This window comes from Glaciibacter sp. 2TAF33 (genome assembly GCF_052114945.1).
In the GTDB taxonomy this organism is placed as follows: domain Bacteria; phylum Actinomycetota; class Actinomycetes; order Actinomycetales; family Microbacteriaceae; genus Cryobacterium.
Genome location: NZ_JBFRFS010000016.1, coordinates 21,892 through 47,726, shown reverse-complemented (window position 1 = coordinate 47,726; position 25,835 = coordinate 21,892). Strand labels below are relative to the sequence as shown.

Here is a 25,835-nt window from a genome sequence, read left to right as displayed (position 1 = left end):
GACCAGCGGGGGGCTCATCCATGGCGACACCGAACACTCCCGCCGCGCCAACCGCACGACCGAGCAACTGGAACATCCCGAACCTCATCACGGTCGTGCGCATCCTGCTTGCCCCGCTGTTCGTCTGGATGCTCCTGGCCGACGCCGGCGACGACGGCGCGCTGCGCTGGTGGGCGGCGTTGCTGTTCATCGTCGCGATCGCAACGGATGGCGTCGACGGTGCGATCGCGCGCCGGCAAGGGCTGGTCACCGACCTCGGCAAGCTCCTCGACCCGATCGCGGACAAGATCCTCACCGGGGGCGCGCTGGTGGGGCTGTCGATTCTGGCCGAGCTTCCCTGGTGGGTCACCCTCGTCATCCTGGTGCGGGAGATCGGCATCACCGTGTTCCGCTTCGTGATGCTCAGCGACCACGTCATACCCGCGTCCCGCGGTGGCAAGCTGAAGACGATCGCCCAGTCGGTCGCCATCTCACTGGCGCTGTTGCCGTTCTGGACCCTTCTCGGCGACTGGGTGCACTGGGTGAACGGGATCGCGATGACCATTGCCGTGATCCTGACGGTGCTCACCGGGCTGGACTACCTCCGCCTGGCCTGGATTGAACGGCGGACGAGGCACAATGCCTGACGCCGCCGCGCCCGACGTGACCGCGCCCGACGCCACCGCGGACCTGGTCGCCGAACTCACGGCCCGGCACCTCACCATCGGCGTGGCCGAGTCCCTGACCGGTGGCCTGCTGACGGCGGAGCTGGTCCGCATCCCGGGCGCATCCGCTGTCGTCACCGGGGGAATCGTGGCCTATGACACCGAACTCAAGCGGACGCTTCTCGGTGTGGACGGCAGCATTCTGAACGTGCACGGGGCAGTGCACCCGGACGTCGCCATCCAGATGGCGGTCGGGGTGCGCACGGCCGTCGCCGTCGGCGGGGTGCGCGCTGCCGTCGGCGTCGCCACCACCGGGGCCGCCGGCCCTGACCCGCAGGACGGACAGGAACCCGGCACTGTCTTCATCGGCCTGTCGATGGGTAGCGGGGCGTGGGTGATCGCGCTGCGATTGCACGGCGACCGGGCCTCGATCCGGGAGCAGACCGTCGCCAGGGCGGTGGAAGCTGTACGGGACCTGCTAGCGCGGGACGCGCCGGAATAGTTCGTGTTACAGCTGGGTTACACCGAGCAGATTCACATGTAAGCCCATGAAGACGGCAGTAGTCTGAGGGTGTTGGTGGTAGTAGTAACGTATACATCCACTCAATGGCCGCTGGATGTTGACAGGGCTCAGTTGGCTGGAAAGCCCAAGAAGGAGGTTCCGATGATTCTTGTTCGTCAGGAAATCGGCGATGTGCTCAGGGACTTCCGCCTGCAAAAAGGGCGCACGCTGCGCCAGGTAGCCAGCAAGGCCAGTGTGGCCCTCGGATACCTGAGCGAAGTTGAGCGCGGCCAGAAGGAAGCGTCTTCAGAGATTCTTGCTTCGGTTGCAGATGCGCTGGAGACCCCGATTTCGGTCATCATGCGTGAGGTGGGGGACCGTCTCGCCGTCATCGAGGGAATCGACCGTTTCCCCGACACCGTCCCCGACGATCTGGTCGTCGACTTCGACGCCGATCTGATGGTTCGTTGACCAGCGTCTTCACCGACGTGCGTGCTGGTTAGATGCGCCTGAGCGAGTTCCGCCAAGCGATCAAAGACGAGTTTGGCGACGGGTACGGGCGCGTGCTCACCAGCGATCTCGTGCTGACCCGGTTCGGGGTCACCGCCGACCAGGCTCTGGCCGGCGGTGTTCCGGCGCGCGACGTGTGGCTCGCGCTCTGCGTCGAAGCGGATGTCCCGGAGAGTCGCTGGTACGGCGTCGGCCTGCCCGTTCCCAAGGGATAGCACAGCCGGGACCGGGAGTCCTCCGCCGTTCGAGGGCGTCCGGCGACACGCCGCGCTTCTCTCGAATGTCTGTTCGGTTATTGCTAGGCTCCTCAACAAGCAGAAGTCAGCGACAGTTGTCCACCGTTTGCTGTGATTTCCGACCAGTGTCGGAGGCGCGGCGTACAGTCGATTTCGTCAACGACAGAGAGCACATGCCTTGTCGAAAGCGGGCTTCCGGGGTCTTCCCGAAGTTGGCAACGACAGCCTATAGGCGACAGCGCACGACCGAAGGAGTCCGAACATGCCATCTGCAGCAGATCGCGAAAAATCACTCGAAACAGCACTCGCCCAGATCGACCGCCAGTTCGGCAAGGGCTCGGTCATGCGCCTGGGGAGCGACGATCGCGCCCCGGTGGAGACCATCTCCACGGGCTCCATCGCCCTCGACGTCGCGCTCGGCGTCGGCGGACTGCCGCGCGGTCGCATCGTGGAGATCTACGGCCCGGAGTCGTCGGGTAAAACTACGCTCACCCTTCACGCGATCGCCAACGCGCAGAAGAATGGCGGCATCGCCGCGTTCATCGACGCCGAGCACGCGCTCGACCCCGAGTACGCCAAGAAGCTCGGCGTCGACATCGACGCCCTCCTTGTCTCCCAGCCCGACACCGGTGAGCAGGCGCTCGAAATCGCCGACATGCTGGTGCGAAGCGGGTCCATCGACCTGATCGTGATCGACTCGGTCGCCGCACTCGTACCGCGGGCCGAGATCGAGGGCGAGATGGGCGACTCCCACGTCGGCCTGCAGGCCCGCCTGATGTCGCAGGCACTCCGCAAGCTCACCGGTGGGCTCAGCCAGACCAACACCACCATGATCTTCATCAACCAGCTGCGTGAGAAGATCGGCGTGTTCTTCGGCAGCCCGGAAACCACCGCCGGTGGTAAGGCCCTCAAGTTCTACGCCTCCGTTCGCCTCGACATCCGTCGCATCGAGACCCTGAAAGACGGAACGGAGGCAGTGGGCAACCGCACCCGCGTCAAGGTGGTCAAGAACAAGATGGCCCCGCCGTTCAAGCAGGCCGAGTTCGACATCATCTATGGCGTCGGAATCTCTCGCGAGGGCAGCCTGATCGACTTCGGGGTGGACCACGGCATCGTCAAGAAGTCCGGTGCCTGGTACACCTACGACGGGGACCAGTTGGGGCAGGGCAAGGAGAACTCCCGCAACTTCCTGCTCAAGAACCCTGACATCGCCAACGAGATCGAGCAGAAGATCCTCAACAAGCTCGGCATCGGCCCGGAGGGCAAGGCCGCCAAGGCCGCTGCCCTCGCCGAGGAAGCCGCCGCTGCCGCGGCAGCGAAGGAACTCGCCGGCAACGCCCTGCCGATCCAGGCCAAGCTCAACGCCCGTAAGGGCGCGTAGTACCCGGGCACAACCCACCGGTTCACCACCACCAGCGGAAGGCAGGTCACGGGCATGGTTCACTTCGAACCCTCCGATGAGTCAGCAGCGAAATCGGGTTTGGCACCCGTGACCTACCTTCCCGGCGCGGCGCCGGGCATGAAGCGCCGGTCACCGCTCAGTTCGCCGCGGGATGGCGAGGCCCCGGCCGATGCGGTGCCGATCGACGCGGTGCCGATCAGTGGGGCGCCGCGGAAGCCCGCCATTTCGAAGCGGACCACGCCGGTACCGTTCGATGCAGCCGAGGACTACGACCCCGAAGGCTTCGAAGCCGAACTGGACGACGCCGACGAGTCGACTGATGCTCCGGAACGGGCCGAAAAGCTGCTACTCGCCCGGCTCCGGGGCCGGTCGCTGTCCCGGGTGGAAGCCGAGGCCGTGCTGCGCGGGGCCGACCTCGACGAGGTGCAAACCGAAGAGATGCTGGACCGGTTCACAGAGCTCCACTACCTCGATGAGGCCAAACTCGCGGACCAGATCCTCCACAGCCACCACGAGCGCAAAGGCCTCGGCCGCACCGGGGTCGAACTCGAAATGCGTCGCCGGAAACTCGACCCGAACGTGATCCTGGACAAGCTCGAGGAGATCCCCGACGATGAGGAAGAGCGCGCCATCGAGCTCGCGGTGAAACGGGTGCAACAGTTGGCGCGCTTCGACGAGCAGACCATCGACCGCCGGCTCACCGGTTTCCTGATGCGCAAGGGCTACAACTCCTCCATCGTGCGCGTCGCCGTGAAAGCCGCACTCGCATCCCGCGGCGGCTCAGGCGGGGGTTCCAAGGTGCGTTTCCGCTGAACCACAGCGCGCCATCTACCCTGCGGGTGCAACGTAAACTAGACGCACTATGAGTGACACCCTGTCCCGCCCGACCGTGATCGCGCCGTCGGATGCCGCCTTCGACGCGACCGGCCGCGCGCGCACGTACGAGGTACGCACGTTCGGCTGCCAGATGAACGTGCACGACTCGGAACGCCTCAGCGGGTCCCTCGAAGCCGCGGGCTACGTTCCCGCCAACGGCGAAGAAGCCGACATCGTCGTCATCAACACCTGTGCGGTCCGGGAGAACGCGGACAACAAGCTGTACGGCAACCTGGGCTACCTCGCATCAGTCAAGAAGAAGCACGACGGGATGCAGATCGCGGTGGGCGGATGCCTCGCCCAGAAAGACAAGAACACCATCCTGGCGAAGGCGCCCTGGGTCGATGTCGTCTTCGGCACCCATAACATGGGCTCCCTCCCGACCCTGCTGGAGCGCGCCCGCCACAACGGCGAGGCGCAACTCGAGATCCTCGAGTCGCTCGAAACGTTCCCCTCCACGCTGCCTACCAAACGGGAGTCCAGCTACAGCGGATGGGTGTCGATCTCGGTCGGGTGCAACAACACCTGTACCTTCTGCATCGTCCCGTCGCTGCGTGGCAAGGAGAAGGATCGCCGCCCCGGCGAGATACTCGCCGAAATCCAGGCCCTCGTCGACGATGGCGCCGTAGAGGTCACCCTGCTCGGCCAGAACGTCAACTCCTACGGCGTCGAGTTCGGCGACCGCCTCGCCTTCGGTAAGCTGCTGCGCGCGGCCGGCCAGATCGAGGGGCTGGAGCGCATCCGCTTCACCAGCCCGCACCCGGCGGCCTTCACCGACGACGTCATCGACGCCATGGCCGACACCGATGCGGTGATGCCGCAGCTGCACATGCCCCTCCAGTCCGGTTCCGACCGGATCCTCAAGGCCATGCGCCGCTCCTACCGTTCGGCCAAGTTCCTCGGCATTCTCGAGCGGGTCCGCGCGCAGATGCCCGACGCCGCGATCAGCACCGACATCATCGTCGGCTTCCCCGGCGAGACGGAGGAAGACTTCCAGGAGACCCTGCGCGTTGTCGAGGAAGCCCGCTTCGCCACCGCCTTCACCTTCCAGTACTCGATCCGCCCCGGCACCCCGGCTGCCACGCTGCCCGACCAGGTGCCGAAGGCCGTCGTCCAGGAACGCTACGAGCGCCTCCAGAAGCTGCAGGACCGCATCTCCTGGGAGGAGAACCAAAAACTCGTCGGCCGGGAGGTCGAACTGCTCGTCGCCAACGGCGAGGGCCGGAAGGACGCCGATACGCACCGCCTGAGTGGTCGCGCCGCAGACAGCCGCCTGGTGCACTTCGACCTGCCGGTCGGGTCAGACGTGCCGCGACCCGGCGACATGGTCACCGTCACCGTCAGCCAGGCCGCACCGTTCCACCTGATCGCGGACTCCGTCGACGGCGCGCCCCTGCGCATCCGTCGCACCCGCGCGGGCGACGCCTGGGACCGTGCCCAATCGGATTCCTGCGCCGTTCCCGCCGCCGGGGCGAGTGCCGCCAGCGCTGCCGGCCCGGTGTCGCTGGGCTTGCCGTCGCTGCGTCTCCGGAGCGGCGCCACCACCATTCCGATCTACGACACGACCGACGGCGAACGCTAGCCTCACATGCTGGTTGTGATCGTCGGCGCGACCGGCACCGGCAAGTCAGAGCTGTCGCTCGACGTCGCCTGCCGCCTGGTCAGGAACGGGCAACCGGCCGAGATCGTCAACGCCGACGCAATGCAGCTCTATCGCGGCATGGATATCGGCACCGCCAAGCTCCGCGAGTCGGAGCGCCGCGGAATCCCGCACCACATGCTCGACGTGCTCGCCGTTACCGACGAGGCGACCGTCTCCCGCTACCAAGCGGATGCCCGCGCCGCGATCACCGGCATCCTCGCCCGCGGCGCGGTTCCGGTGCTGGTCGGCGGATCCGGACTCTACGTCTCCTCGGTCATCTTCGACTTCCAGTTCCCGGGCACCGATCCGGTGCTGCGAGCCGGACTCGAGGCGGAATTGGCCGCGGACGGACCCGGCCTGCTCTACGCGCGGCTGAAGGGCCTCGACCCCCGCGCCGCGGAGCGGATCGGCCCCTCGAACGGCCGGCGCCTGGTTCGTGCGCTCGAAATTATCAGCCTCACCGGCGAACCGCATGCCGCGACGCTCCCCGACACGCCGGTCTACTGGATGCCCACAGCGACGATCGGACTGCGCGCGCCACGGGACGAACTCACCCCCCGGCTCGACGCGCGGGTGGACAGCATGTGGGCAGCGGGACTGGTCGACGAGGTGCGGCGACTCATCCCAGACGGAATCGAGACCGGTGTCACCGCAAGCCGGGCGATCGGGTACGCCCAGGCCCTCGGCGAACTGCACGGCACCCTCACCCGGGCCGAGGCGATCGAGCAGACCCGGCAACTCACCCGCCGCTATGCCCGTCGGCAGGTCAGCTGGTTCAAGCGCTACCCCGACACGCGCTGGATCGACGTGCAGAGTGACGCGCTGACGCCGTCCGGCGCCGCCGACCGGCTCGAGCAGGCGTTCGGAGCCCTCTCGCACCGCTGAGACCGGCAAAGCCGACCAGCGTGCGTGCGCAACTGCGGGGATTATCCGGATCGGTGGCGGTACGCGGCGACCGAGGCCCGTTTCGACGAAAATCCCAGCGGTTACGCACGGCCCCGTCGGGCGAACGCCCGACCCACCCGCGCGCGGGCAGTGGAGGGCGGCCGTGAGATCGGCCCGTGCCTAAACTGGGTCGATGGGAATCGATTTGAACTTCACCAAGGGCCAGGGTACAGGGAACGATTTCGTACTGTTCGCCGACCCCGATGGTGAGCTCACCCTGACCCCGGCGCAGATCCGTGCGGTCTGCGACCGCAAGTTCGGGGTCGGGGGCGACGGCATCATCCGCGCCGTGCGCTCGGCGAACCTGCCTGACGGTGCTGCGGCCCTCGCCGAAGACGATGCGGCCGAGTGGTTCATGGACTACTGGAACGCGGACGGCACCCCGTCCGAAATGTGCGGGAACGGCATCCGTGTCTACGCCCGGTTCCTGATCGACCACGGCCTGGTCGACCTGGCCGACGGCGACACGCTCGCCGTCGGCACTCGTGGGGGAGTGCGCGACGTGCAGCGCAACCTGACCGGCTTCCAGGTGGATCTCGGACGCTGGAGACTCGACGGTGGCGAGCCGCTGGTGCGAGCCCGAAACCTTCCTGTCGCCCGTCCCGGCCTGGGGATCAACGTCGGCAATCCGCACGTCGTCGTCGCCCTCGCCGACGAGGACGAGCTCGACACCGCGGATCTCGGCTACATCCCACAGCTCGAGCCCGAGCCGGCCGGGGGAGTGAACGTCGAATTCGTCGTGCCGCACGATCCCCTGGTCGTCGACGGGGTCGGGCGAATCCGCATGCGCGTGCACGAGCGTGGCAGCGGGGAAACCTTGTCCTGCGGCACCGGCGCCGCAGCGGCCGCCCTCGCAACCCGGCACTGGGCGGGCGCGGGAGCCCCGAACCAGTGGCGGGTCGAAGTCCCCGGCGGCACCCTCGGTGTACGGATGTTCCCGGCTGAGGACGGCGAGCACGTCGGCCTCTCCGGGCCGGCCGAACTGGTCTTCGACGGGGTCCTCGGCCTGGGTTGAACCGCCACAATGAAGCGGCACGTTGAGCCGGCCGGTTAACCCGCTAACCCAGGTCGCGCGCACTCCGGCGCTTGACCCGCAGCACCCGGAACCCCTTGCTGGTGGCCGCCCGGGAAACGGCGAACTCGTCGTCGAGTTCACCCTCCAGCCAGCGCTGCAGAGAGTCAGATCCCAGGTTCCGCTGAACCACCAGCCAGGCGTCAGAACCCGGCTCCAGCCGCGGGATCCAGGTGGTCAGCAGACTGTGGAGTTCGTTCTTGCCCACGCGGATCGGTGGATTCGACCAGATGCCGCGAAAGGCGAGTTCGGCGGGAACATCCTCGGCCAACACCGCGTTGACATTAGCCAGGCCGAGTTTTTCGGCATTCATCCGAACCAGATCGAGGGCGCGTTCGTTGACATCAACAGCCCAGACGGTGGCATGAGGCGACGACAGCGCCAGGTGCAGGCTGATCGGACCCCACCCGCAGCCGAGATCGAGGAAATCACCGCCCGGCGGGGGCGCAGGAATGTTGCCCAGCAAAACCTGGGTGCCGGTGTCGATGTGCTCGGGGCTGAAGACCGCGTTCGCGGTCGTCACGTCGTACTGCTGTCCCGCCAGCTGCACGGTGATCTGCCGCAATTTCGGGGTACCGCTGGGCGCGGAAGAAAAATAGTGGTCGGGTGCCATAGAGGGAACCTACCGGAGTTAGAGGAACTAGGGTTAAAGCAATGATTGAACCAACAGCGCCGCACGACGATGACGTAGTAGCGCGGGTACTGGCCAACGCCGACGCCCGGGCCGCAGGCTTCGCCCTCTTCGGCGGATCCGCCCAGGCACTGCAGGCCGACACCGCCGACCAGCAGCATGACGCCGCCCGCGACGGTGAACAGTTCGACCGTGCCGATCGCAACGCGCTGCGCCGCGTGGCCGGCCTCTCCACCGAACTCGAAGACGTCACCGAGGTCGAGTACCGACAGCTGCGCCTGGAGAACGTGATCCTGATCGGCATCTACTCGCAAGGCTCTGTGACGGATGCCGAGAATTCGATGCGTGAACTGGCGGCACTTGCCGAGACGGCCGGGGCGAGCGTGCTCGACGGATTGCTCCAGCGCCGGCCCAACCCCGATCCCAGCACCTACCTCGGCAAGGGCAAGGCTCTGGAGCTCGCGTCCCTGGTGCAGGCGCTCGGCGCTGACACGGTCATCGCCGACACCGAACTGGCACCCAGCCAGCGACGCGCGCTCGAAGACGTGGTCAAGGTGAAGGTCATCGACCGAACCGCGGTGATCCTCGACATTTTCAGCCAGCACGCCAAGAGCAGGGAGGGTAAGGCGCAGGTCGAACTCGCCCAACTCGAGTACCTGCTCCCACGCCTGCGTGGCTGGGGTGAATCGATGTCCCGGCAGGCCGGCGGACAGGTCGGAGGCGCCGGAGCAGGCATGGGCTCCCGTGGACCCGGCGAGACCAAGATCGAGCTCGACCGCCGCCGCATCCACACCCGGATGTCCAAGCTGCGCAAGCAGATCATCGAGATGAAGCCGGCCCGCGAAGCCAAGCGAGCCAACCGCAAGCGCAACGCCGTGCCATCCGTTGCCATCGCCGGGTACACCAACGCCGGCAAGTCGAGCCTGCTCAACCGCATCACCAAGGCCGGCGTGCTGGTGGAGAACTCCCTGTTCGCGACCCTCGACGCCACAGTGCGCAAGTCGACGACCGCCGACGGCCGGCTCTACACGCTGACCGACACCGTTGGGTTCGTGCGCAACCTGCCGCACCAGCTGGTGGAGGCCTTCCGCTCGACCCTGGAAGAGGTCGCCGACTCTGATGTGATCGTGCACGTCGTCGACGGTTCCCACCCCGACCCGGCCAGCCAGCTCGCAACCGTGCGCGACGTCATCGGTGAGGTCGGCGCCCGTGACATCCCCGAGCTGGTCGTCTTCAACAAGAGCGACCTGGTCAGTGACGACGACCGCCTGGTGCTGCGCGGTCTCGAACCGCGCGCGATCTTCGCATCCGCTCGCACCGGCGAAGGCGTCGACGAGTTGCTCGCGGCTATCGCCGAGGCGCTGCCGAGCCCCCGGATCGAACTCGACCTGCTCATCCCTTACGAGCGCGGCGATCTGATTGCGGTGCTGCATGAACAGGGGCGCGTCATCGCCACCGAATACGCGGAGACCGGTACCCGTGTCAGCGCGCTGGTCACCGCGGAGATCAAGTCGCAGTTCGAGCCCTTCGCCGTTGCCCCGGCGATCACGGCCCCGTCGCTCAACTAGGCGCGAAGAAACACGGAGTCACACTCTGGTATTGGCCCTTTCGCGTTGTTAGAGTCTCCTCAATCGTTGCCGGCCGGTTCGCCGATCGGCATGGAGCGACAGCCGAGCCCGGCACCCGCCCGCGAGTAACCCACAGGCCCGGCCTGTCGGGTTCGCGGTCGATCCGACCGCACCGGTGGCTGTCAGCGCAGTGCGTGGCCACTGTGGAGCTTCTGCCGAACGGGGAACGATGAACGCGATGACGGACCCGGCGCGTAGCGCACACATCCCGTTCTCCTTCGAGCTGTACCCGCCTCGGAACGATGCTGCTGTGACGGCCCTGCAGGCGACCATCGACCACCTCGCCGCCGCCGGGCCCGAGTTCATCTCGGTCACCTACGGCGCCAGCGGATCGTCGCGCACCTCGTCACTCGACGTGCTCCGCTACATCCTGCACGCCACCAGGATCGAGCCGATGGCTCACCTCACCTGCGTGGGCTCCTCCCACGATGAGGCCCACGCGCTGGTGCGTGAGTTCCTCGACGCCGGAGTACGCCATTTCCTCGCCCTCCGCGGCGACCCGCCGCTCGGCTTCTCCGAGGCCGACGACTTCCTCGGCGACCTGCGGAGCGCCGGCGAGCTGGTGCAGCTGATCCACCGGGTGCAGGCCGAACACGAGCCGTACCGCGAACTCCTGATCCCGGGGTTGCCCGGTGCCCGCGAAGTTCGCACCGAACGACCGAAAGTGCGCGTGGCGGTGGCCGCGTTCCCGAACGGGCATCCCCGGTCGCGGTCCACCTCGCAGGACATCGACACCCTCCTGGCCAAGCAGGCCGCCGGGGCAAACCTCGCCATCACGCAGTTGTTCTTCCACGCCGACCACTACCTCAGTTTCATTCAGCGGGCGCAGGAGGCCGGGGTCGAGTTCCCCATCCTTCCCGGGATCATGCCGGTCACCAGTCCCGGCCGGTTGCGACGCATCCTTCAACTCTCGGGTGAGGAACTCCCGTCGGAACTGTCCATCCAGCTTGAAATCGAGCCGACCGCCCAGGGGCAGCGCGACATCGGTGTCGCGTACGCCGTCGAGCTGGCTCAGAAACTCATCGCGGGCGGCGCACCGGGCCTCCATCTCTACGCGTTCAACCAGCATCAGACCGTGCTCTCCGTCCTCGACGGATGCGGGCTGCTCACCTCCCACGCACAGCCCAGAGAAAAGGAACTGGCATGACCAACAGCACCCCGGCATTCCCGCCCGGCACTATTCTCGGCTACCCGCGCATCGGTCGCCGCCGGGAGCTCAAGAAGGCCGTCGAAGCCTTTTGGGCCGGCACCATCACGGCAGACGAACTCGAGTCGACAGCGGCCGGCCTCCGCCGTGCGACCCGCGACCGCCTTGCCGAACTCGGCCTGGGCCGACGCGACTCATCGATCCCCGAGACGTTCTCGTTCTACGACCAGATGCTGGACGCCGCGGTGACCGTCGGCGCCGTGCCGCCGCGCTTCGCGTCCCTCGCCGACGACGACGGCGCCATCGACCTCGCCGGCTATTTCACCATCGCCCGTGGCGTGGGGGAGCACGCGCCGCTGGAGATGACCAAGTGGTTCGACTCGAACTATCACTACCTGGTGCCGGAGATCGGCCCCGAGACGGTGTTCGCGCTCGCGAGCGACCGGATCGTGCGTGAGTTCGAGGAGGCCAGGGAAACCGGCTTCCTCACCCGCCCGGTGATCGTCGGCCCGGTGACGTTCCTCGCGCTGGGCAAGGCCAGCGACGAGGCGCCCGCCGGCTACCGCCCGCTCAATCGCCTGGATGACCTGCTGCCGGTGTACGCCACGCTCCTTGACCGCCTTTCGGTGGCAGGCGCCGAATGGGTGCAGCTCGACGAACCGGCCCTGGTCAGCGAGACGATCGACGTGGCCCGGGCCGAGCTGCTCGGCGCGGCCGAGTACGCCTACTCCACATTGGGCGCGCTCACCGGGCGGCCCTCCATCTTCGTCGCCGCCCCATACGGCAGCCTCGACGACGCCCTGCCGATCCTCGCCGCCACACCGGTGGAGGCGCTCGGGTTCGACCTCGTGCGCGGGGACGTGCCGAATGGCCTGAACGACACCGTCGCATCCGCCCTGGCCGGGAAGACCCTGGTCGCCGGCGTCATCGACGGTCACAACATCTGGCGGGGGAACCTGGCCGCCGCGTTCGGGGCGGCCGGGGCGCTTGCGGCCCTGTCGCCCTCCGTCTCGGTCTCCACGTCTACCTCCCTGCTGCACGTGCCGCACGATGTGGACGACGAGTCCGGCCTCGGCAGCAGGGGGAACGACGGCGACCTGGCCAGCTGGCTGGCGTTCGCCGACCAGAAGGTCGAGCAGGTCGCCGTCCTCGCCCGTGGGCTCACCGCCGGCGCCGGCCCTGGCGCTGCGTCCGGCGCCACGTCCGGCGCCGACGCGATCCGGTCCGAGCTGGACGCGGCATCCGCTGCGCTGGCGGCACGCCTCGCGGCTCCGGGTGTGCGCGACGGAGCGGTGCGCGACCGCGCTGCGTCCCTCACGGAGGCGGACTTCAGCCGCGGCGATTACGCGGCCCGCGTCGCCGCCCAGGAGGCTGCCCTCGGGCTGCCGTTCCTGCCGACCACCACGATCGGCTCCTTCCCGCAGACCCGCGACATCCGCCGGGCCCGCGCACAATTGACCCGCGGCGAACTCAGCACAGGGGAGTACACGGCGCTGATGCGCGCCGAGATCGCACGGGTGGTGGAGTTGCAGGAGGAGATCGGACTCGACGTGCTGGTGCACGGCGAACCCGAGCGCAACGACATGGTGCAGTACTTCGCCGAGAACCTGGACGGGTTCGCCGTCACCGAGAACGGCTGGGTGCAGTCGTACGGCAGTCGCTGCACTCGCCCGTCGATCCTCTGGGGCGACGTGTCCCGGCCGAAGCCGATCACGGTCGAGTGGTCGACATACACCCAGGGCCTCACCGACAAGCCCGTCAAGGGCATGCTCACCGGCCCGGTCACGATCCTGGCCTGGTCGTTCGTGCGCGACGACCAGCCGCTCGGTGACACCGCCCGGCAGGTGGCGCTTGCGCTGCGCGACGAGATCCACGACCTCGAGGCCGCCGGGATCCGGGTGGTCCAGGTCGACGAGCCGGCGCTTCGTGAGCTGTTGCCGCTGAAGAAGAAGGACCATGCCGACTACCTCGACTGGTCGGTCGGCTCCTTCCGGCTGGCCACGGCGGGCGTCGCCGAGGCGACCCAGGTCCACACCCATCTCTGCTACTCGGAGTTCGGTGTGGTCATCGACGCGATCCGCAAGCTTGACGCCGACGTGACCAGCATCGAAGCCGCGCGCAGCCGGATGGAGGTGGTGGGCGACATCCGATCGAGCGGATTCGACCACGGCATCGGCCCGGGCGTCTACGACATCCACTCCCCGCGGGTGCCCAGCGTGGCCGAGGTGACGGAACTGATCGAGCGGGCGCTGGAGGGCATCCCGGGGCGCCAGGTCTGGATCAACCCGGACTGCGGCCTGAAGACCCGCGGGTACGCCGAGACGGTCGCGTCGCTGAAGAACATCCTCGAGGCCACACGGGCCGTGCGCGCCAAGGTCGCCGTGCCCCTCCCCGCCTGACTCGCCGCTCCGCGAGAACGCACTTGTTGGGGTTATGAGCCTCGGATAACCCCAACGAGTGCGTACTCGGCGAGGTGAATCGAGGTGAATCGAGGTGAACGAGGGAGGGGTGAGGAAACGAGCGGATGGCGCGGGTCAGACCGAGCGGAGGACGGAGACGACCTTGCCGAGGATCTCGGCGTAGTCACCGAGGATGGGCTCGAAGTTGCTGTTCCGGGGCAGGAGCCAGGTGTGGCCGTCGCGCTGCCTGAACACCTTGACGGTGGCCTCGTTGTCGAGCATCGCGGCGACGATCTCTCCGTTCTCCGCGGTCTTCTGCTGTCGAACCACCACCCAATCGCCATCGAGGATGGCGGCGTCGATCATCGACTCTCCGACGACCTTGAGCATGAACAGCTCGCCCTTTCCGACGAGCTGCCGGGGCAGGGGAAACACCTCATCGATCTGCTGGTCGGCCATGATCGGCACGCCGGCGGCAATGCGTCCGACCAATGGCACCATCGCCGCGTCGGCGATCGGCGCCCCGGACTGGAACGACTCCGCGTCGCCGGCCGGAACGTCTTCCGATGACTGCGGGAGCTCGATCAGGACCTCGAGCGCCCGCGGACGGTTCGGGTCGCGACGCAGGTAGCCGCTGAGCTCCAGCTGGTTGAGTTGGTGGGTGACGCTGGACAGCGAGGCGAGTCCGACCGCATCGCCGATCTCGCGCATGCTCGGTGGGTAACCACGCTGGCTCACCGACCGTTGGATGACGTCGAGAACGGCGAGCTGCTTCTCGCTGAGGCTCTTCCGGCGGCGGGTTCCGCCCTTCTCACGTGGGGTTCCGCCCGAACGGTTGCTTTCGTGCGCCATGTCCGTCGCCCTTCATCTGCCGTCGATCCCTTGAAAACACTGGGTTCGCGGGGAATGTCAGTGGTGTCTGGTTGAGTTCAACCGAACAATCGAAACTGTATCTGTCCGCGCGGCCTTATACAAACACTTATTCGAGTGTGTTGCAGGTTTCATTTCGGTAACACCGACGAAAAAGCTTGATTGTTCGAACATTCGAAGATACATTCGGAACATAGATTCGCATCCGGCCCTCCCGGCCGAGGGCCGGGTGCGTTACTAACCAGGAGGTTTTGACCATGAGCGCAGCAGTTGCCCATTCAGGATTCGCTTCAGCACCCACCACCCGCCTGCACCTCACCCGTCGCGGTCGCGTCGTCTTCACCACGCTGGCCGCCGTGCCGCTGGTGGCCGCGGCCCTGGCATTCGCGCTGAACGGCGGCATCGCCGCCGCCACCAGCGAACTCGGGCAGAGCAGCGCCGTGCAATTCGACTACGTCACGGTGCAGTCCGGGCAATCCCTGTGGGAGCTCGCCGAGTCCATCGCGCCGACCGCAGACCCCCGGGACGTGATCGCCGACATCGTCAGGCTCAACCAGCTGCAGTCGGAGGATGTACAGCCGGGTCAGAGCCTCGCCCTGCCGGCCGGTTACTGAGCCCGCTGCACGGCCCTGGACGCCCGCCGGGTGATCCACCGGCAGCGGATGCCGCCCAGCAGCTCGCCAGGATCTGCCCGGTAACATTGAACGGGTGACCACTCTCGATGACCTTCCCCTGCGTGACGACCTTCGCGGCAAGAGCCCATACGGAGCCCCGCAGAAGCACGTCCCGGTGGCACTGAACGTCAACGAGAATTCGCACCCGATGCCCGACGACGTGGCTGACGACATCGTCGCGGCGCTGGCCGGGGCGGTGCGCAGCCTCAACCGCTACCCTGACCGCGAGTTCACCCGGCTGCGCGACTCGCTCGCCGGCTATCTCGGGCACGGGCTCACCCGGGAGAACATTTGGGCGGCCAACGGATCCAACGAGGTGCTCCAGCAGGTGCTGCAGGCGTTCGGCGGTCCCGGCCGGTCGCTGCTGGGCTTCGTCCCCACCTACTCGATGTACCCGATCCTGGCCTCAGGCACCGGCACCCGCTGGATCCCCGGCGCCCGCGACGCGGAATTCGAGCTCTCGGCAGAGACGGCGGCGGCCCAGGTTCGCCAGACCAGCCCCGACATCGTCTTCCTGTGCGCGCCCAACAACCCCACCGGCACCCCGCTCTCGCTCGAGACGGTCACCGCGGTTTACGATGCCACCGACGGCGTCGTGGTCGTCGACGAGGCCTACGCCGAATTCGCGCCCGATGGCGCCCCGACCGCCCTCAGCCTGTTGCCGGGCCGTCCGCGCCTGTTGGTGTCCCGCACCATGAGCAAGGCGTTCGCCTTCGCCGGCGCACGCGTCGGCTACCTCGCCGCCGACCCCGCCGTGACGGATGCCCTGCGCCTGGTCCGTCTGCCGTACCACCTGTCCGCGCTCACCCAAGCCGCCGCGATTGCCGCCCTCGCCCACACCGATGAGATGCTGGCCATGGTCGACGACATCCGTCGGCAGCGCGACCGCCTGGTCACCGAGCTGGCGGCCCTCGGCTATCAGCCGCACCGCAGCGGCAGCAACTTCGTCCTGTTCGGCGGGGTCGACGATCCGAACGCGACCTTCGAAGCGCTCCTCGCCGAGGGCGTCCTGATCCGGGACGTCGGAATCCCGGGCAACCTTCGGGTCAGCGCCGGCACCGAAGCCGAGACGACCGCCTTCCTCGAGGCGCTCGCGCGCGTCACACCTGTCGTAGCCGAATAAACTAGGCGAATGAGCACCCCAGAAGCGGCCGCCGCGCAGGCCACAGCGTCTCGCGTCGCGCACCTGCAACGCGAGACGAGCGAGTCGAGCATCGACCTGAGCCTGAACCTTGACGGCACCGGCGTGAGCGACATCCAGACCTCCGTCCCGTTCTACGACCACCTCCTCACGGCCTTCGCCAAGCACTCGCTCACCGACCTGACCGTGCGTGCCTCCGGGGACGTGGAGATCGACGTGCACCACACGGTCGAAGACATCGGCATCGTCCTGGGGCAGGCGATCAAGCAGGCGCTCGGCGACAAGTCGGGCATCTCCCGCTACGGGGATGCGCTCGTGCCGCTCGACGAGGCGCTCGTGCAGGCGGTCGTCGACATCTCCGGGCGCCCGTACCTGGTGCACACCGGCGAGCCCGCGGGTTTCGAATTCCACCTCATCGGCGGTCACTTCACCGGCTCGATGGTGCGGCACGTGTTCGAGGCCATCGCCTTCAACGCGGCGTTGACCGTGCATGTGCGCGTGCTCGGGGGGCGCGACCCGCACCACATCGCCGAAGCCGAGTTCAAGGCGTTCGCCCGTGCCTTCCGCCAGGCCAAGGCGCTCGACCCGCTGGTGTCGGGTATCCCCTCAACCAAGGGGGCCCTATGACAGCGAGGAGCCACTCGTGACCAGGGTCGTCGTCTTCGACTACGGTTCCGGCAACGTCCACTCCGCCCTGAAGGCGATCGAACGCGCCGGTGCTGACGTCACGCTCACGTCGAACCGGGCCGAGGCACTCGAGGCCGACGGCCTCGTGGTGCCAGGGGTCGGCGCCTTCAGCGCCGTCATGGAGTCGCTCAAAGCAGTCCGCGGCGACGAGATCATCGACCGGCGCCTGGCGGGCGGGCGCCCGGTTCTCGGCATCTGCGTGGGCATGCAGGTCATGTTCGAACACGGGGTCGAGCGTGGCGTCGACACCGAGGGACTCGGCGAATGGCCGGGCACCGTCACCCAGCTGGCCGCGCCGATCCTCCCGCACATGGGGTGGAACACCGTCAGAGCCGACCAAGACTCGGTCCTGTTCAGCGGGCTCGAGGGGGAACGGTTCTACTTCGTGCACTCCTACGCCGCGCAGAACTGGTCGCTGGAGGTGATGCCTCCGTTCCCGCCGGCCAGGCTGACCTGGGCCGACCACGGCGGGCCCTTCCTGGCCGCGGTCGAGAACGGGCCGCTCTCCGCCACCCAATTCCACCCAGAGAAGTCCGGTGAAGCCGGCATCCGCTTGCTGTCAAACTGGCTCGGCTCGCTTCAAGAGTAGGCCGGGCCTTCACCCTTCCGGCTTCGTCCGCCACACCCAAACGAGGATCAACACAACCATGAGTGAGTTCAACAGGACCCCGCGTCTCGTGCTGCTGCCCGCCGTCGACGTCGCAGGGGGTAAGGCCGTGCGCCTCACCCAGGGCGAGGCCGGAACAGAGACCAACTACGGCGACCCCGTCGACGCAGCGGTGGACTGGGCCGAGCAGGGCGCGGAGTGGATCCACCTCGTCGACCTGGACGCCGCCTTCGGGCGTGGCAGCAACACCGCCGTGCTGAAGAAGGTCATCAAGCAGGTGCGCGGCGTCAACGTGGAATTGTCCGGCGGCATCCGCGACGACGCGTCGCTGGAAGCGGCACTCAGCACGGGCGTGAAGCGGATCAACCTCGGCACCGCGGCTTTGGAGAACCCGGAATGGGCCGCCAGCGTGATCGCACAGTACGGGGAGGCCATCGCGATTGGGCTCGACGTGCGCGGCACCACCCTCGCCGCCCGCGGTTGGACGCAGGACGGCGGCGACCTCTGGGGCGTGCTGGACCGCCTGGAGGACGCCGGATGCGCGCGCTACGTCGTCACCGACGTCACCAAGGACGGAACCCTGCAGGGCCCGAACATCGACCTGCTGCGCCAGGTGATGGAGCGCACGCAGCGTCCGGTCGTCGCCTCAGGCGGCGTCTCCAGCCTCGACGACATCGCGGCGCTGCGCGAGTTGGTTCCGCTGGGGCTTGAGGGCGCCATCGTCGGCAAGGCCCTCTACGCCCAAGCATTCACCCTGGCCGAGGCACTGGATGTCGCCGGCTCATAACCTCGGATCCACCGGGCTGCCGGCCGAACCGGGCGACTCCGCCGGGCAGCCGTGGGCGGGCCGGTCGTTCGAGCCCAACGAGCTGGCCGGCGACGACGGCGCGGCTCCGGCGGAGCTGCTGCTCGCGCTGGCCCGGTTCCGGGCCCGTGAGGTCGGTGAGGAGAGCGTCATCGACGCGCTCCGCGGCTCACGCCTGCTGGTCCCGCTGGTCGCCGAGCTGGGCGAGACTGCGACGTCGTCGCACGGATTGGCGATCGACAAGAGCCAGGAACTCTCCATCATCACCGTCGCCGGCCCCGACGGCCGGAGCGTGCTGCCGGTGTTCTCCTCGACCGCCGCGATGACCGCCTGGAACCCGCTCGCACGCCCGGTGCCGGCGGATGCCGTCCGCGTCGCGTTGGCCGCGGCGCAGGAACACACCGATCTTGTGGTCCTGGACCCGACCGCCGAAACCGAGTACGTCATCCGTCGCCCGGCGTTGTGGGCGATCGCGCAAACACACCCGTGGACGCCGAGCTACGCCAGCCAGCCGGTTGCGCAGGCGTTCAGCGAATCCATCAGGACGGAACTGTCGGTATTGAGCGTCTCGCTGGTGGCCGGTGACCCCGACTCGCGGCTGACCGGTCCCGAATTGGTCGTGCGACTGGAGCTGATCGACGGCCTCACCCAGTCCGAGCTCGACGCGACCCTCTCGCGCCTGGCGACCCGCTGGTCGGGCAACGATGTGATCGCCACCGGGGTGGACTCACTACGGGTGCAGCTGGTGCCATCGTCCGACGGGTAGTCGCCGCGGGCCGAACGAGGCTGGACGGATGCCGGTTGGCCGATGAAGACTGGGTACATGCCCGAACTCCCCGAGGTGCACGCGCTGGTTGCCGATCTCGACCACCGCCTCCGTGACCGCGTCGTCGCGCGGCTCGACCTCATGTCCTTCGCCGCGCTGAAAACGTTCGATCCGCCGGTTTCCGCCCTGGCCGGGCAGGGGATCCGATCGGTCACGAGGCACGGCAAGTTCATTGACATGGCGGTCGGGGACCTTCACCTGGTCATGCATCTGGCCCGGGCCGGCTGGGTGCGGTGGACCGACGGAACGCGCCCGGCCCCGGTCCGCCCGGGACGGAGCCCGGTTGCGGCGCGCCTCGTGCTGGACGACGGATCCGGTCTCGTCATCACCGAGGCCGGCACAAAGAAGAGCCTCGCCATCTACCTGGTCAGGCAGCCCGCGGATGTTCCGGGCGTCGCCCGACTCGGGCCGGACCCGCTGGCCGACGGGTTCACCCGCGACGTCTTCGCTGGCATCCTCGCCTCCGCGGGCCGGTCACAGATCAAGGGCGTCCTGCGCAACCAGTCGATCATCGCCGGCATCGGCAACGCCTACTCGGATGAGATCCTGCACACGGCCCGGATGTCGCCGTTCAAGCCGGCATCGATGGGCGCGGATGACGGCTCTCGGCTCTACGACGCGATGCAGGCGACGCTGAGGGAGGCGATCTCCCGGTCGGAGGGCCTGGCCGCATCCGAGCTGAAGCAGGAGAAGAAGACGGGCATGCAGGTGCACGGCAGGACTGGCGAACCGTGCCCGGTCTGCGGCGACACGGTTCGGCAGGTGATCTTCGCCGACTCCACGCTGCAGTATTGCCCGACCTGCCAGACCGGCGGCAAGCCGCTGGCCGACCGGGTCCTGTCCCGGCTGCTGAAATAGGCCCACCGTTCGCGATGTCGGTGGTCTGGGTGAAGATGGGAGTATGAGCGACGTCCTCGACCGCTTCTCACCGGCCACCCGCACCTGGTTCGGGGAGTCGTTCGACGCGCCCACCCCGGCACAGCTCGGCGCCTGGGACGCCATCTCCCGCGGCTCCCACGCCCTCGTTGTCGCCCCCACCGGGTCGGGCAAGACCCTCGCCGCGTTCCTCTGGGCGATCGACCGACTCGCGCACGGGTTACTGCCGGGCGGTGGCACAGATCCCGCAGCGGATGCCTCTGCCGTCGCGTCGCCGACATCCCAGCCCGCCGCAGGCACCCGGGTGCTGTACATCTCACCGCTGAAGGCCCTCGGGGTCGACGTCGAGCGCAACCTCCGCGCCCCGCTGGTGGGAATCACCCAGACGGCGCGGCGCCTGGGCACCGAGCCCCCGCACGTGCGGGTCGGGGTTCGCTCCGGTGACACCCCGGCCGCCGACCGCCGCGCCCTGGTGAAGTCGCCGCCCGACATCCTGATCACCACGCCGGAATCGCTGTTCCTCATGCTCACATCGGCGGCACGGGACTCCCTGCGGAGTGTCGACACCGTCATCATCGACGAGATCCACGCGGTCGCGGCCACCAAACGCGGCGCCCACCTGGCCGTGTCATTGGAACGCCTCGACGCGCTCCTGGCCAGGCCGGCCCAGCGGATCGGCCTCTCGGCGACGGTGCGCCCGCTCGCCGAGGTCGCCCGGTTCCTCGGCGGCACGGCGCCGGTCGAAATCGTCGCCCCGGAGTCGATGAAACGGTTCGACCTGCGCGTGGTGGTGCCGGTGGACGACATGAGCAACCTTGGAGCCGTGCCGCCACGCGAAGGCTCGGCCGCGGCCGCAGCCCCCCAGACCGGCTCGATCTGGCCGCACGTGGAGGAGGCGATCGTCGACGAGGTGCTCGCGCACTCGTCGTCGATCGTCTTCGCCAACTCCCGGAGGCTGGCGGAGCGCCTCACCGCCCGGCTCAACGAGATCTACACCGAGCGCCTGGCGCTGGCGGCCGAGGCCGCCCAGGCGGCCGGCGGCGGGCAGCCGGCTGCGGAACCGGCGCTGGCCGCGGCATCCGTCGGTCCCGGAACCGCGACACCCACCGCGCTCCAGGCGGCGGGTTCCCTGCCGGTCGACGGCCTCGTGCCCGCCCCCGGAACGCCGCCGTTCCGTCCCCCGGCGGCGCTGATGGGCGCCTCCGGCCAGATGGAGGGGGCCGACCCGTTGCTCGCCCGCGCCCACCACGGCTCGGTGAGCAAGGAACAGCGGGCGATGATCGAGGACGACCTGAAGTCCGGCCGGCTGCGCTGCGTGGTCGCCACCTCAAGCCTTGAACTCGGCATCGACATGGGCGAGGTCGACCTGGTGGTGCAGGTCGAGTCCCCGCCGTCGGTGGCCAGCGGCCTGCAGCGGGTGGGGCGCGCCGGCCACCAGGTCGGCGAGGTCTCCAACGGCGTCTTCTTCCCCAAGCACCGGGCCGACCTCATCCACTCCACTGTCGCGGCCGAGCGGATGGCGGCGGGGCTGATCGAATCGATGTCGGTGCCGGCCAATCCGCTCGACATCCTCGCCCAGCAGACTATCGCCGCGGTCGCCCTCGACCAGCTCGACGCGGAGGAATGGTTCGACACGGTGCGCCGCAGCGCCCCGTTCAACACGCTGCCACGGTCCGCCTACGAGGCGACGCTCGACCTCCTCGCCGGGCGGTATCCGTCCGACCAGTTCGCGGAGCTCCGGCCGCGCATCCTCTGGGATCGCGACACCGGAGCCCTCACCGGCCGTCCGGGTGCGCAGCGACTGGCCGTGACCAGCGGCGGCACCATCCCCGACCGCGGCCTGTTCGGGGTGTTCATGGTCGGCGGCGACCCTTCGACAGGCTCAGGGACCGCCGCCACCGGGTCGAACGCGAATACCGGCAAACGCGTCGGCGAGCTCGACGAGGAGATGGTCTACGAGTCCCGCGTCGGCGACGTGTTCGCGCTCGGGGCGACGAGCTGGCGCATCCAGGAGATCACCCACGACCGGGTGCTGGTGCTGCCCGCATTCGGCGAGCCGGGGCGGCTGCCGTTCTGGAAGGGCGACGGCCAGGGCCGGCCGGCCGAACTCGGGCAGGCGGTCGGCGCGTTCATCCGCGAGGTCGCGGCCGGCACCGCCGACGACGCTGCCGCCCGCTGCACCGCCGTCGGCCTCGACCAGCGCGCCACCTGGAACCTGCTCAACTTCCTCCGCGAACAGCAGGCCGCCACCGGGCACCTCCCCACCGACCGCACCCTGGTCGTCGAACGATTCCGTGACGAGCTGGGGGACTGGCGCGTGGTGATGCATTCCCCGTACGGCATGCAAGTGCACTCCCCGTGGGCGCTCGCCGTGAGCGCGAGGGTCAGGGAGCGGTTCGGCATCGACGGGGGCGCGATGGCCAGCGACGACGGAATCGTGGTGCGCATCCCCGACACCGAATCCGACCCGCCCGGCGCCGAACTGTTCGTGTTCGAACCGGCGGAACTCGAACAGCTGGTCACAGACGAAGTCGGTGGGTCGGCACTGTTCGCCTCCCGATTCCGGGAATCCGCGGCGCGTGCGCTGCTCCTGCCTCGCTACAACCCCGGCCAGCGCTCGCCGCTCTGGCAGCAGCGGCAGAAGGCGTCCCAGCTCCTCGACGTCGCCCGCACCTATCCGACGTTCCCGATAATCCTCGAGACGGTCCGCGAATGCCTGCAGGACGTCTACGACCTCCCTGCACTCACCGATATCGCCCGCCAGATCGGTGCGAGGTCGATTCGGCTGGTCGACGTGACAACGGATGCCGCCAGCCCGTTCGCGTCGACCCTCCTGTTCGGTTACGTGGCCGCATTCATGTACGAGGGTGACTCACCGCTGGCAGAACGCCGCGCCGCCGCGCTGTCCATCGACTCGAGCCTGCTCGCCGAACTGCTCGGCCGGGTGGAACTGCGGGAACTGCTCGATCCGGCGGTGATGGAACAAACCGAACTCGAACTGCAGCGGATCACCCCCGACCGCAAGGCCCGTGGCCTGGAAGGCGTCGCGGACCTGCTCCGGGTGCTTGGCCCGCAAGCCGCGGACGAGGTGGCAGCGCGGCTGGAGCCGGGGAGCGGGACCGCAGGCACGCTCCTCGCCGAGCTGGTCACCGCGAAGCGGGCAATGCGGGTCAACGTAGCCGGCACACAACGGTGGGCCGCCGTCGAAGACGCCAGCCGCCTCCGCGACGCGCTCGGGGTGCCGCTGCCGGTCGGCGTCCCGGCCGCGTTCACCGAGTCCGTCGCCGACCCGCTCGGCGACCTCGTCAGCCGCTACGCCCGCACCCACGGGCCGTTCACCACGACCGACGTCGCCGAACGCTTCGGCCTCGGCGCCGCCGTCGCGCTCGTCGCACTCCGGCGCCTGGCCGACGCCCGCCGCATCGTGGAGGGGGAGTTCCGTCCGCACGGCACCGGCAGCGAGTGGTGCGACGCCGAGGTGCTCCGGCGTCTCCGCCGTCGTTCGCTCGCCGCGCTCCGGCACGAGGTGGAACCCGTCGACACAGCCACTGCGGCCCGCTTCCTCCCGGCCTGGCAGCATGTGGGCGGCAAGCTGCGCGGGATAGACGGGGTCGCATCCGTCATCGAACAACTCGAAGGCACGCGTATTCCGGCGTCGGCATGGGAGTCGCTGATCCTGCCGGCGCGGATTCGCGACTACAGCCCGGCGATGCTCGACGAACTCACCGCGACCGGGGAAGTGGTGTGGGCCGGCTCCGGTGCCCTCGCGGGGAACGACGGCTGGATCAGCCTGCACCTGGCCGAGACCGCGCCACTCACCCTGCCGCAGCTGCCGGAGGTCGAGCTGTCGCCGCTGCAGCAGGAGATCCTCGCCACTCTCGGCAGCGGTGGCGCGTTCTTCTTCCGGCAGCTGGCGGATGCGGTCGGCAGCCAGGACGACACCGAACTCACCGCGGCGCTCTGGGACCTGGTCTGGAGCGGCCTGATCGGCAACGACACCTTCGCGCCCGTGCGGTCGCTGATCTCCGGCGGGCGCACCGCCCACAAACCGGCGCGGTCGGCGCCCCGGGCGCGACTGCACCGCGGGCGCGCTCTGCCCCGGCCGTCGATGCCCAGCCGCAGCGGTCCGCCCGTCGCCTCAGGGCGCTGGTCGATCCTGCCGCTGCCCGACGATTCGGCCACCCGCCGGGCCCACGCCCTCGGCGAGACACTGCTCGAGCGATACGGGGTCGTCACCCGCGGCTCCGTCGTGAGCGAGGGCGTGGTCGGTGGGTTCGCGCTGGTCTATCGCACTCTGTCCGGCTTCGAGGAACTCGGCCGCTGCCGCCGCGGCTACTTCGTCGAGGGCCTCGGGGCTGCGCAGTTCGCCACCGCCGGCACGATCGACCGGCTGCGGTCGTTCACCGTCTCTGAGTTCAACGGCAACAGGACGGACGCCGCGGTGCAGGGCTCCGCCACCGAGCCGACCGTCGTCACGCTCGCCGCAACTGACCCCGCGAACCCGTTTGGCGCGATGCTGCCGTGGCCGGCCATGCCGGAGGGCACCAGTCACCGGCCCGGCCGGAAGGCCGGCGCGCTGGTTGTCGTGGACGACGGCGGACTGGTGCTGTACATCGAGCGCGGCGGCAAGACAATCATCGCCTTCACCGGGGAGCAGTCGGCGCTTGAGGCGGCTGCCCAGTCGGTCGGCCGGATCGTGACCGGTGGGGGAGTGCGAAAGCTCAGCGTCGAAACGGTCAACGGCACGTTCATCATCGGGACCCCGCTCGGCGCCGCGCTGCAGACGGCGGGCTTCACGGCCACGCCGCAGGGCCTCAGGTTGCGGAGCTGATCGGATGCCGGAGGGCGACACCGTCTACCTGGCCGCGCGGAACCTGGACGCGGCCCTGCACGGCGCCGTGCTTACGCGATGCGACATCCGGGTGCCGGAGTTCGCGACGGTGGACCTCACCGGCGAGACCGTGCGTGAGGTGGCCAGCCGCGGCAAGCACCTGGTGATGCGGGTGGGCGAGTTCAGCATCCACTCGCACCTGAAGATGGAGGGCTCCTGGCACTTGTACCGGCCGGGCACGCCCTGGCGCCGGCCGGCGCACCAGGCGCGGGCGATCCTGGCCACGTCGGAGTGGGTGGCGGTCGGCTTCGAGCTCGGGCTGCTGGAAGTGGTGCCCCTCGCACGGGAAGCAGAACTGCTGGCCTACCTGGGGCCCGACCTGCTCGGCCCGGACTGGGATGCCGACGAAGCCGTGCGGCGGCTTGCGGCGCACCCCGACGTGCCGATCGTCGTGGCGCTGGCCGACCAGCGCAATCTCGCCGGGCTCGGCAACGAATACGTCAACGAACTGTGCTTCCTCCGCGGGGTGCTCCCGACCCGTTCGGTGGGGGAGGTCCCCGATCTGCCCGCCGTGGTGGGCCTGGCGCACCGCCTGATCTACGCCAACCGCAACCGCAGCGAGCGGATCACCACGGGCAACGCCCGCCGCGGCGCGCAAGCCTGGGTCTTCGGCCGCGACGGCCAGCCGTGCCGCCGCTGCGGCACGCGCATCGAGCGCGGCAGCCTGGGGCGCAACGAACTGGAGTTGCGGAACACCTTCTGGTGTCCCGTCTGCCAGGCCTGAGGTGACCCGCGACATGCGTCATGCGGCAGTTGCGCCGTCATGCGGGTGGCGCGCCTGGCGCACCGCGGCGCACGTGCAGCGTACCTCAGGCCGACCCCAG

At 68.7% G+C, this 25,835-nt stretch carries 23 protein-coding genes; 21 read left to right on the top strand and 2 right to left on the bottom strand.

Features of this window, described 5'->3' with window-relative positions:
* Positions 1-20: 20 nt before the first annotated feature.
* From pgsA to dapF, 9 genes are all read left to right on the top strand, one after another.
* Positions 21-626: a CDP-diacylglycerol--glycerol-3-phosphate 3-phosphatidyltransferase gene (gene pgsA / locus AB4Y94_RS15890; RefSeq protein ID WP_441728946.1), complete on the top strand. Its 606-nt coding sequence runs from the start codon at positions 21-23 to the stop codon at positions 624-626.
* Positions 619-1,146, top strand: coding sequence for a CinA family protein (locus tag AB4Y94_RS15885; RefSeq protein WP_441728945.1), 528 nt, complete (start codon positions 619-621; stop codon positions 1,144-1,146). Before pgsA ends, AB4Y94_RS15885 begins: the two co-directional genes overlap by 8 nt.
* 162 nt (positions 1,147-1,308) lie before the next feature.
* Entirely contained in the window at positions 1,309-1,617 is a 309-nt protein-coding gene (locus AB4Y94_RS15880) for a helix-turn-helix domain-containing protein (RefSeq protein ID WP_441728944.1), read from the top strand.
* A gap of 32 nt (positions 1,618-1,649) precedes the next feature.
* On the top strand, positions 1,650-1,871 hold the full coding sequence (locus AB4Y94_RS15875; protein WP_441728943.1) for a DUF3046 domain-containing protein: 222 nt from the start codon (positions 1,650-1,652) through the stop codon (positions 1,869-1,871).
* 283 nt (positions 1,872-2,154) lie between these two features.
* The gene (recA, locus tag AB4Y94_RS15870; protein WP_441728942.1) at positions 2,155-3,273 is read left to right on the top strand and encodes a recombinase RecA; all 1,119 of its coding nucleotides are present in this window, start codon (positions 2,155-2,157) and stop codon (positions 3,271-3,273) included.
* A gap of 108 nt (positions 3,274-3,381) precedes the next feature.
* Complete coding sequence (locus AB4Y94_RS15865) at positions 3,382-4,107, top strand: regulatory protein RecX (RefSeq protein WP_441728941.1); 726 nt, start codon at positions 3,382-3,384, stop codon at positions 4,105-4,107.
* 49 nt (positions 4,108-4,156) lie between these two features.
* Positions 4,157-5,752 carry a tRNA (N6-isopentenyl adenosine(37)-C2)-methylthiotransferase MiaB gene (gene miaB / locus AB4Y94_RS15860; protein ID WP_441728939.1) on the top strand — a complete coding sequence of 532 codons (1,596 nt, stop codon included), beginning with the start codon at positions 4,157-4,159 and terminating at the stop codon, positions 5,750-5,752.
* 6 nt (positions 5,753-5,758) lie between these two features.
* Positions 5,759-6,697: a tRNA (adenosine(37)-N6)-dimethylallyltransferase MiaA gene (gene miaA / locus AB4Y94_RS15855; RefSeq protein ID WP_441728938.1), complete on the top strand. Its 939-nt coding sequence runs from the start codon at positions 5,759-5,761 to the stop codon at positions 6,695-6,697.
* A gap of 193 nt (positions 6,698-6,890) precedes the next feature.
* Positions 6,891-7,772, top strand: coding sequence for a diaminopimelate epimerase (gene dapF, locus AB4Y94_RS15850; RefSeq protein ID WP_441728937.1), 882 nt, complete (start codon positions 6,891-6,893; stop codon positions 7,770-7,772).
* Positions 7,773-7,815: 43 nt separating this feature from the next.
* On the opposite strand, the gene AB4Y94_RS15845 is transcribed toward dapF, so the two are convergent.
* Complete coding sequence (locus AB4Y94_RS15845) at positions 7,816-8,442, bottom strand: class I SAM-dependent methyltransferase (protein ID WP_441728936.1); 627 nt, start codon at positions 8,440-8,442, stop codon at positions 7,816-7,818.
* A gap of 41 nt (positions 8,443-8,483) precedes the next feature.
* Here AB4Y94_RS15845 and hflX point away from each other — a divergent pair, with 41 nt between their 5' ends.
* The 3 genes from hflX to metE all read left to right on the top strand — a co-directional run bounded on the left by hflX (position 8,484) and on the right by metE (position 13,634).
* Entirely contained in the window at positions 8,484-10,028 is a 1,545-nt protein-coding gene (hflX, locus tag AB4Y94_RS15840) for a GTPase HflX (RefSeq protein ID WP_441728934.1), read from the top strand.
* A 229-nt stretch (positions 10,029-10,257) separates the two neighbouring features.
* Entirely contained in the window at positions 10,258-11,235 is a 978-nt protein-coding gene (locus tag AB4Y94_RS15835; protein WP_441728933.1) for a methylenetetrahydrofolate reductase, read from the top strand.
* Positions 11,232-13,634, top strand: a complete 2,403-nt coding sequence (metE, locus tag AB4Y94_RS15830; RefSeq protein ID WP_441728932.1) for a 5-methyltetrahydropteroyltriglutamate--homocysteine S-methyltransferase — start codon at positions 11,232-11,234, stop codon at positions 13,632-13,634. Before AB4Y94_RS15835 ends, metE begins: the two co-directional genes overlap by 4 nt.
* 135 nt (positions 13,635-13,769) lie before the next feature.
* Here metE and lexA read toward each other — a convergent pair whose 3' ends face one another.
* Positions 13,770-14,486 (bottom strand): transcriptional repressor LexA, encoded by a 717-nt coding sequence (lexA, locus tag AB4Y94_RS15825; RefSeq protein WP_441728930.1) that lies wholly within the window; start codon positions 14,484-14,486, stop codon positions 13,770-13,772.
* Between the two features lie 275 nt (positions 14,487-14,761).
* On the opposite strand from lexA, the gene AB4Y94_RS15820 reads away from it, so the two are divergent.
* From AB4Y94_RS15820 to AB4Y94_RS15780, 9 genes are all read left to right on the top strand, one after another.
* Complete coding sequence (locus tag AB4Y94_RS15820; protein WP_441728928.1) at positions 14,762-15,118, top strand: LysM peptidoglycan-binding domain-containing protein; 357 nt, start codon at positions 14,762-14,764, stop codon at positions 15,116-15,118.
* A gap of 94 nt (positions 15,119-15,212) precedes the next feature.
* On the top strand, positions 15,213-16,301 hold the full coding sequence (locus AB4Y94_RS15815) for a histidinol-phosphate transaminase (protein WP_441728927.1): 1,089 nt from the start codon (positions 15,213-15,215) through the stop codon (positions 16,299-16,301).
* Positions 16,302-16,310: 9 nt separating this feature from the next.
* Positions 16,311-16,946, top strand: a complete 636-nt coding sequence (hisB, locus tag AB4Y94_RS15810; protein WP_441728925.1) for an imidazoleglycerol-phosphate dehydratase HisB — start codon at positions 16,311-16,313, stop codon at positions 16,944-16,946.
* A 16-nt stretch (positions 16,947-16,962) separates the two neighbouring features.
* Positions 16,963-17,595, top strand: a complete 633-nt coding sequence (gene hisH / locus AB4Y94_RS15805; protein WP_441728924.1) for an imidazole glycerol phosphate synthase subunit HisH — start codon at positions 16,963-16,965, stop codon at positions 17,593-17,595.
* Between the two features lie 58 nt (positions 17,596-17,653).
* Positions 17,654-18,400 carry a bifunctional 1-(5-phosphoribosyl)-5-((5-phosphoribosylamino)methylideneamino)imidazole-4-carboxamide isomerase/phosphoribosylanthranilate isomerase PriA gene (gene priA, locus AB4Y94_RS15800; RefSeq protein ID WP_441728923.1) on the top strand — a complete coding sequence of 249 codons (747 nt, stop codon included), beginning with the start codon at positions 17,654-17,656 and terminating at the stop codon, positions 18,398-18,400.
* Positions 18,384-19,184, top strand: a complete 801-nt coding sequence (locus AB4Y94_RS15795) for an SseB family protein (protein ID WP_441728922.1) — start codon at positions 18,384-18,386, stop codon at positions 19,182-19,184. The genes priA and AB4Y94_RS15795 overlap by 17 nt, the downstream gene beginning before the upstream one ends.
* A 57-nt stretch (positions 19,185-19,241) precedes the next feature.
* The gene (locus AB4Y94_RS15790) at positions 19,242-20,102 is read left to right on the top strand and encodes a DNA-formamidopyrimidine glycosylase family protein (RefSeq protein ID WP_441728921.1); all 861 of its coding nucleotides are present in this window, start codon (positions 19,242-19,244) and stop codon (positions 20,100-20,102) included.
* 43 nt (positions 20,103-20,145) lie between these two features.
* Entirely contained in the window at positions 20,146-24,951 is a 4,806-nt protein-coding gene (locus AB4Y94_RS15785; RefSeq protein WP_441728920.1) for an Lhr family ATP-dependent helicase, read from the top strand.
* A gap of 4 nt (positions 24,952-24,955) precedes the next feature.
* Complete coding sequence (locus AB4Y94_RS15780; protein ID WP_441728919.1) at positions 24,956-25,735, top strand: DNA-formamidopyrimidine glycosylase family protein; 780 nt, start codon at positions 24,956-24,958, stop codon at positions 25,733-25,735.
* Positions 25,736-25,835: the final 100 nt, after the last annotated feature.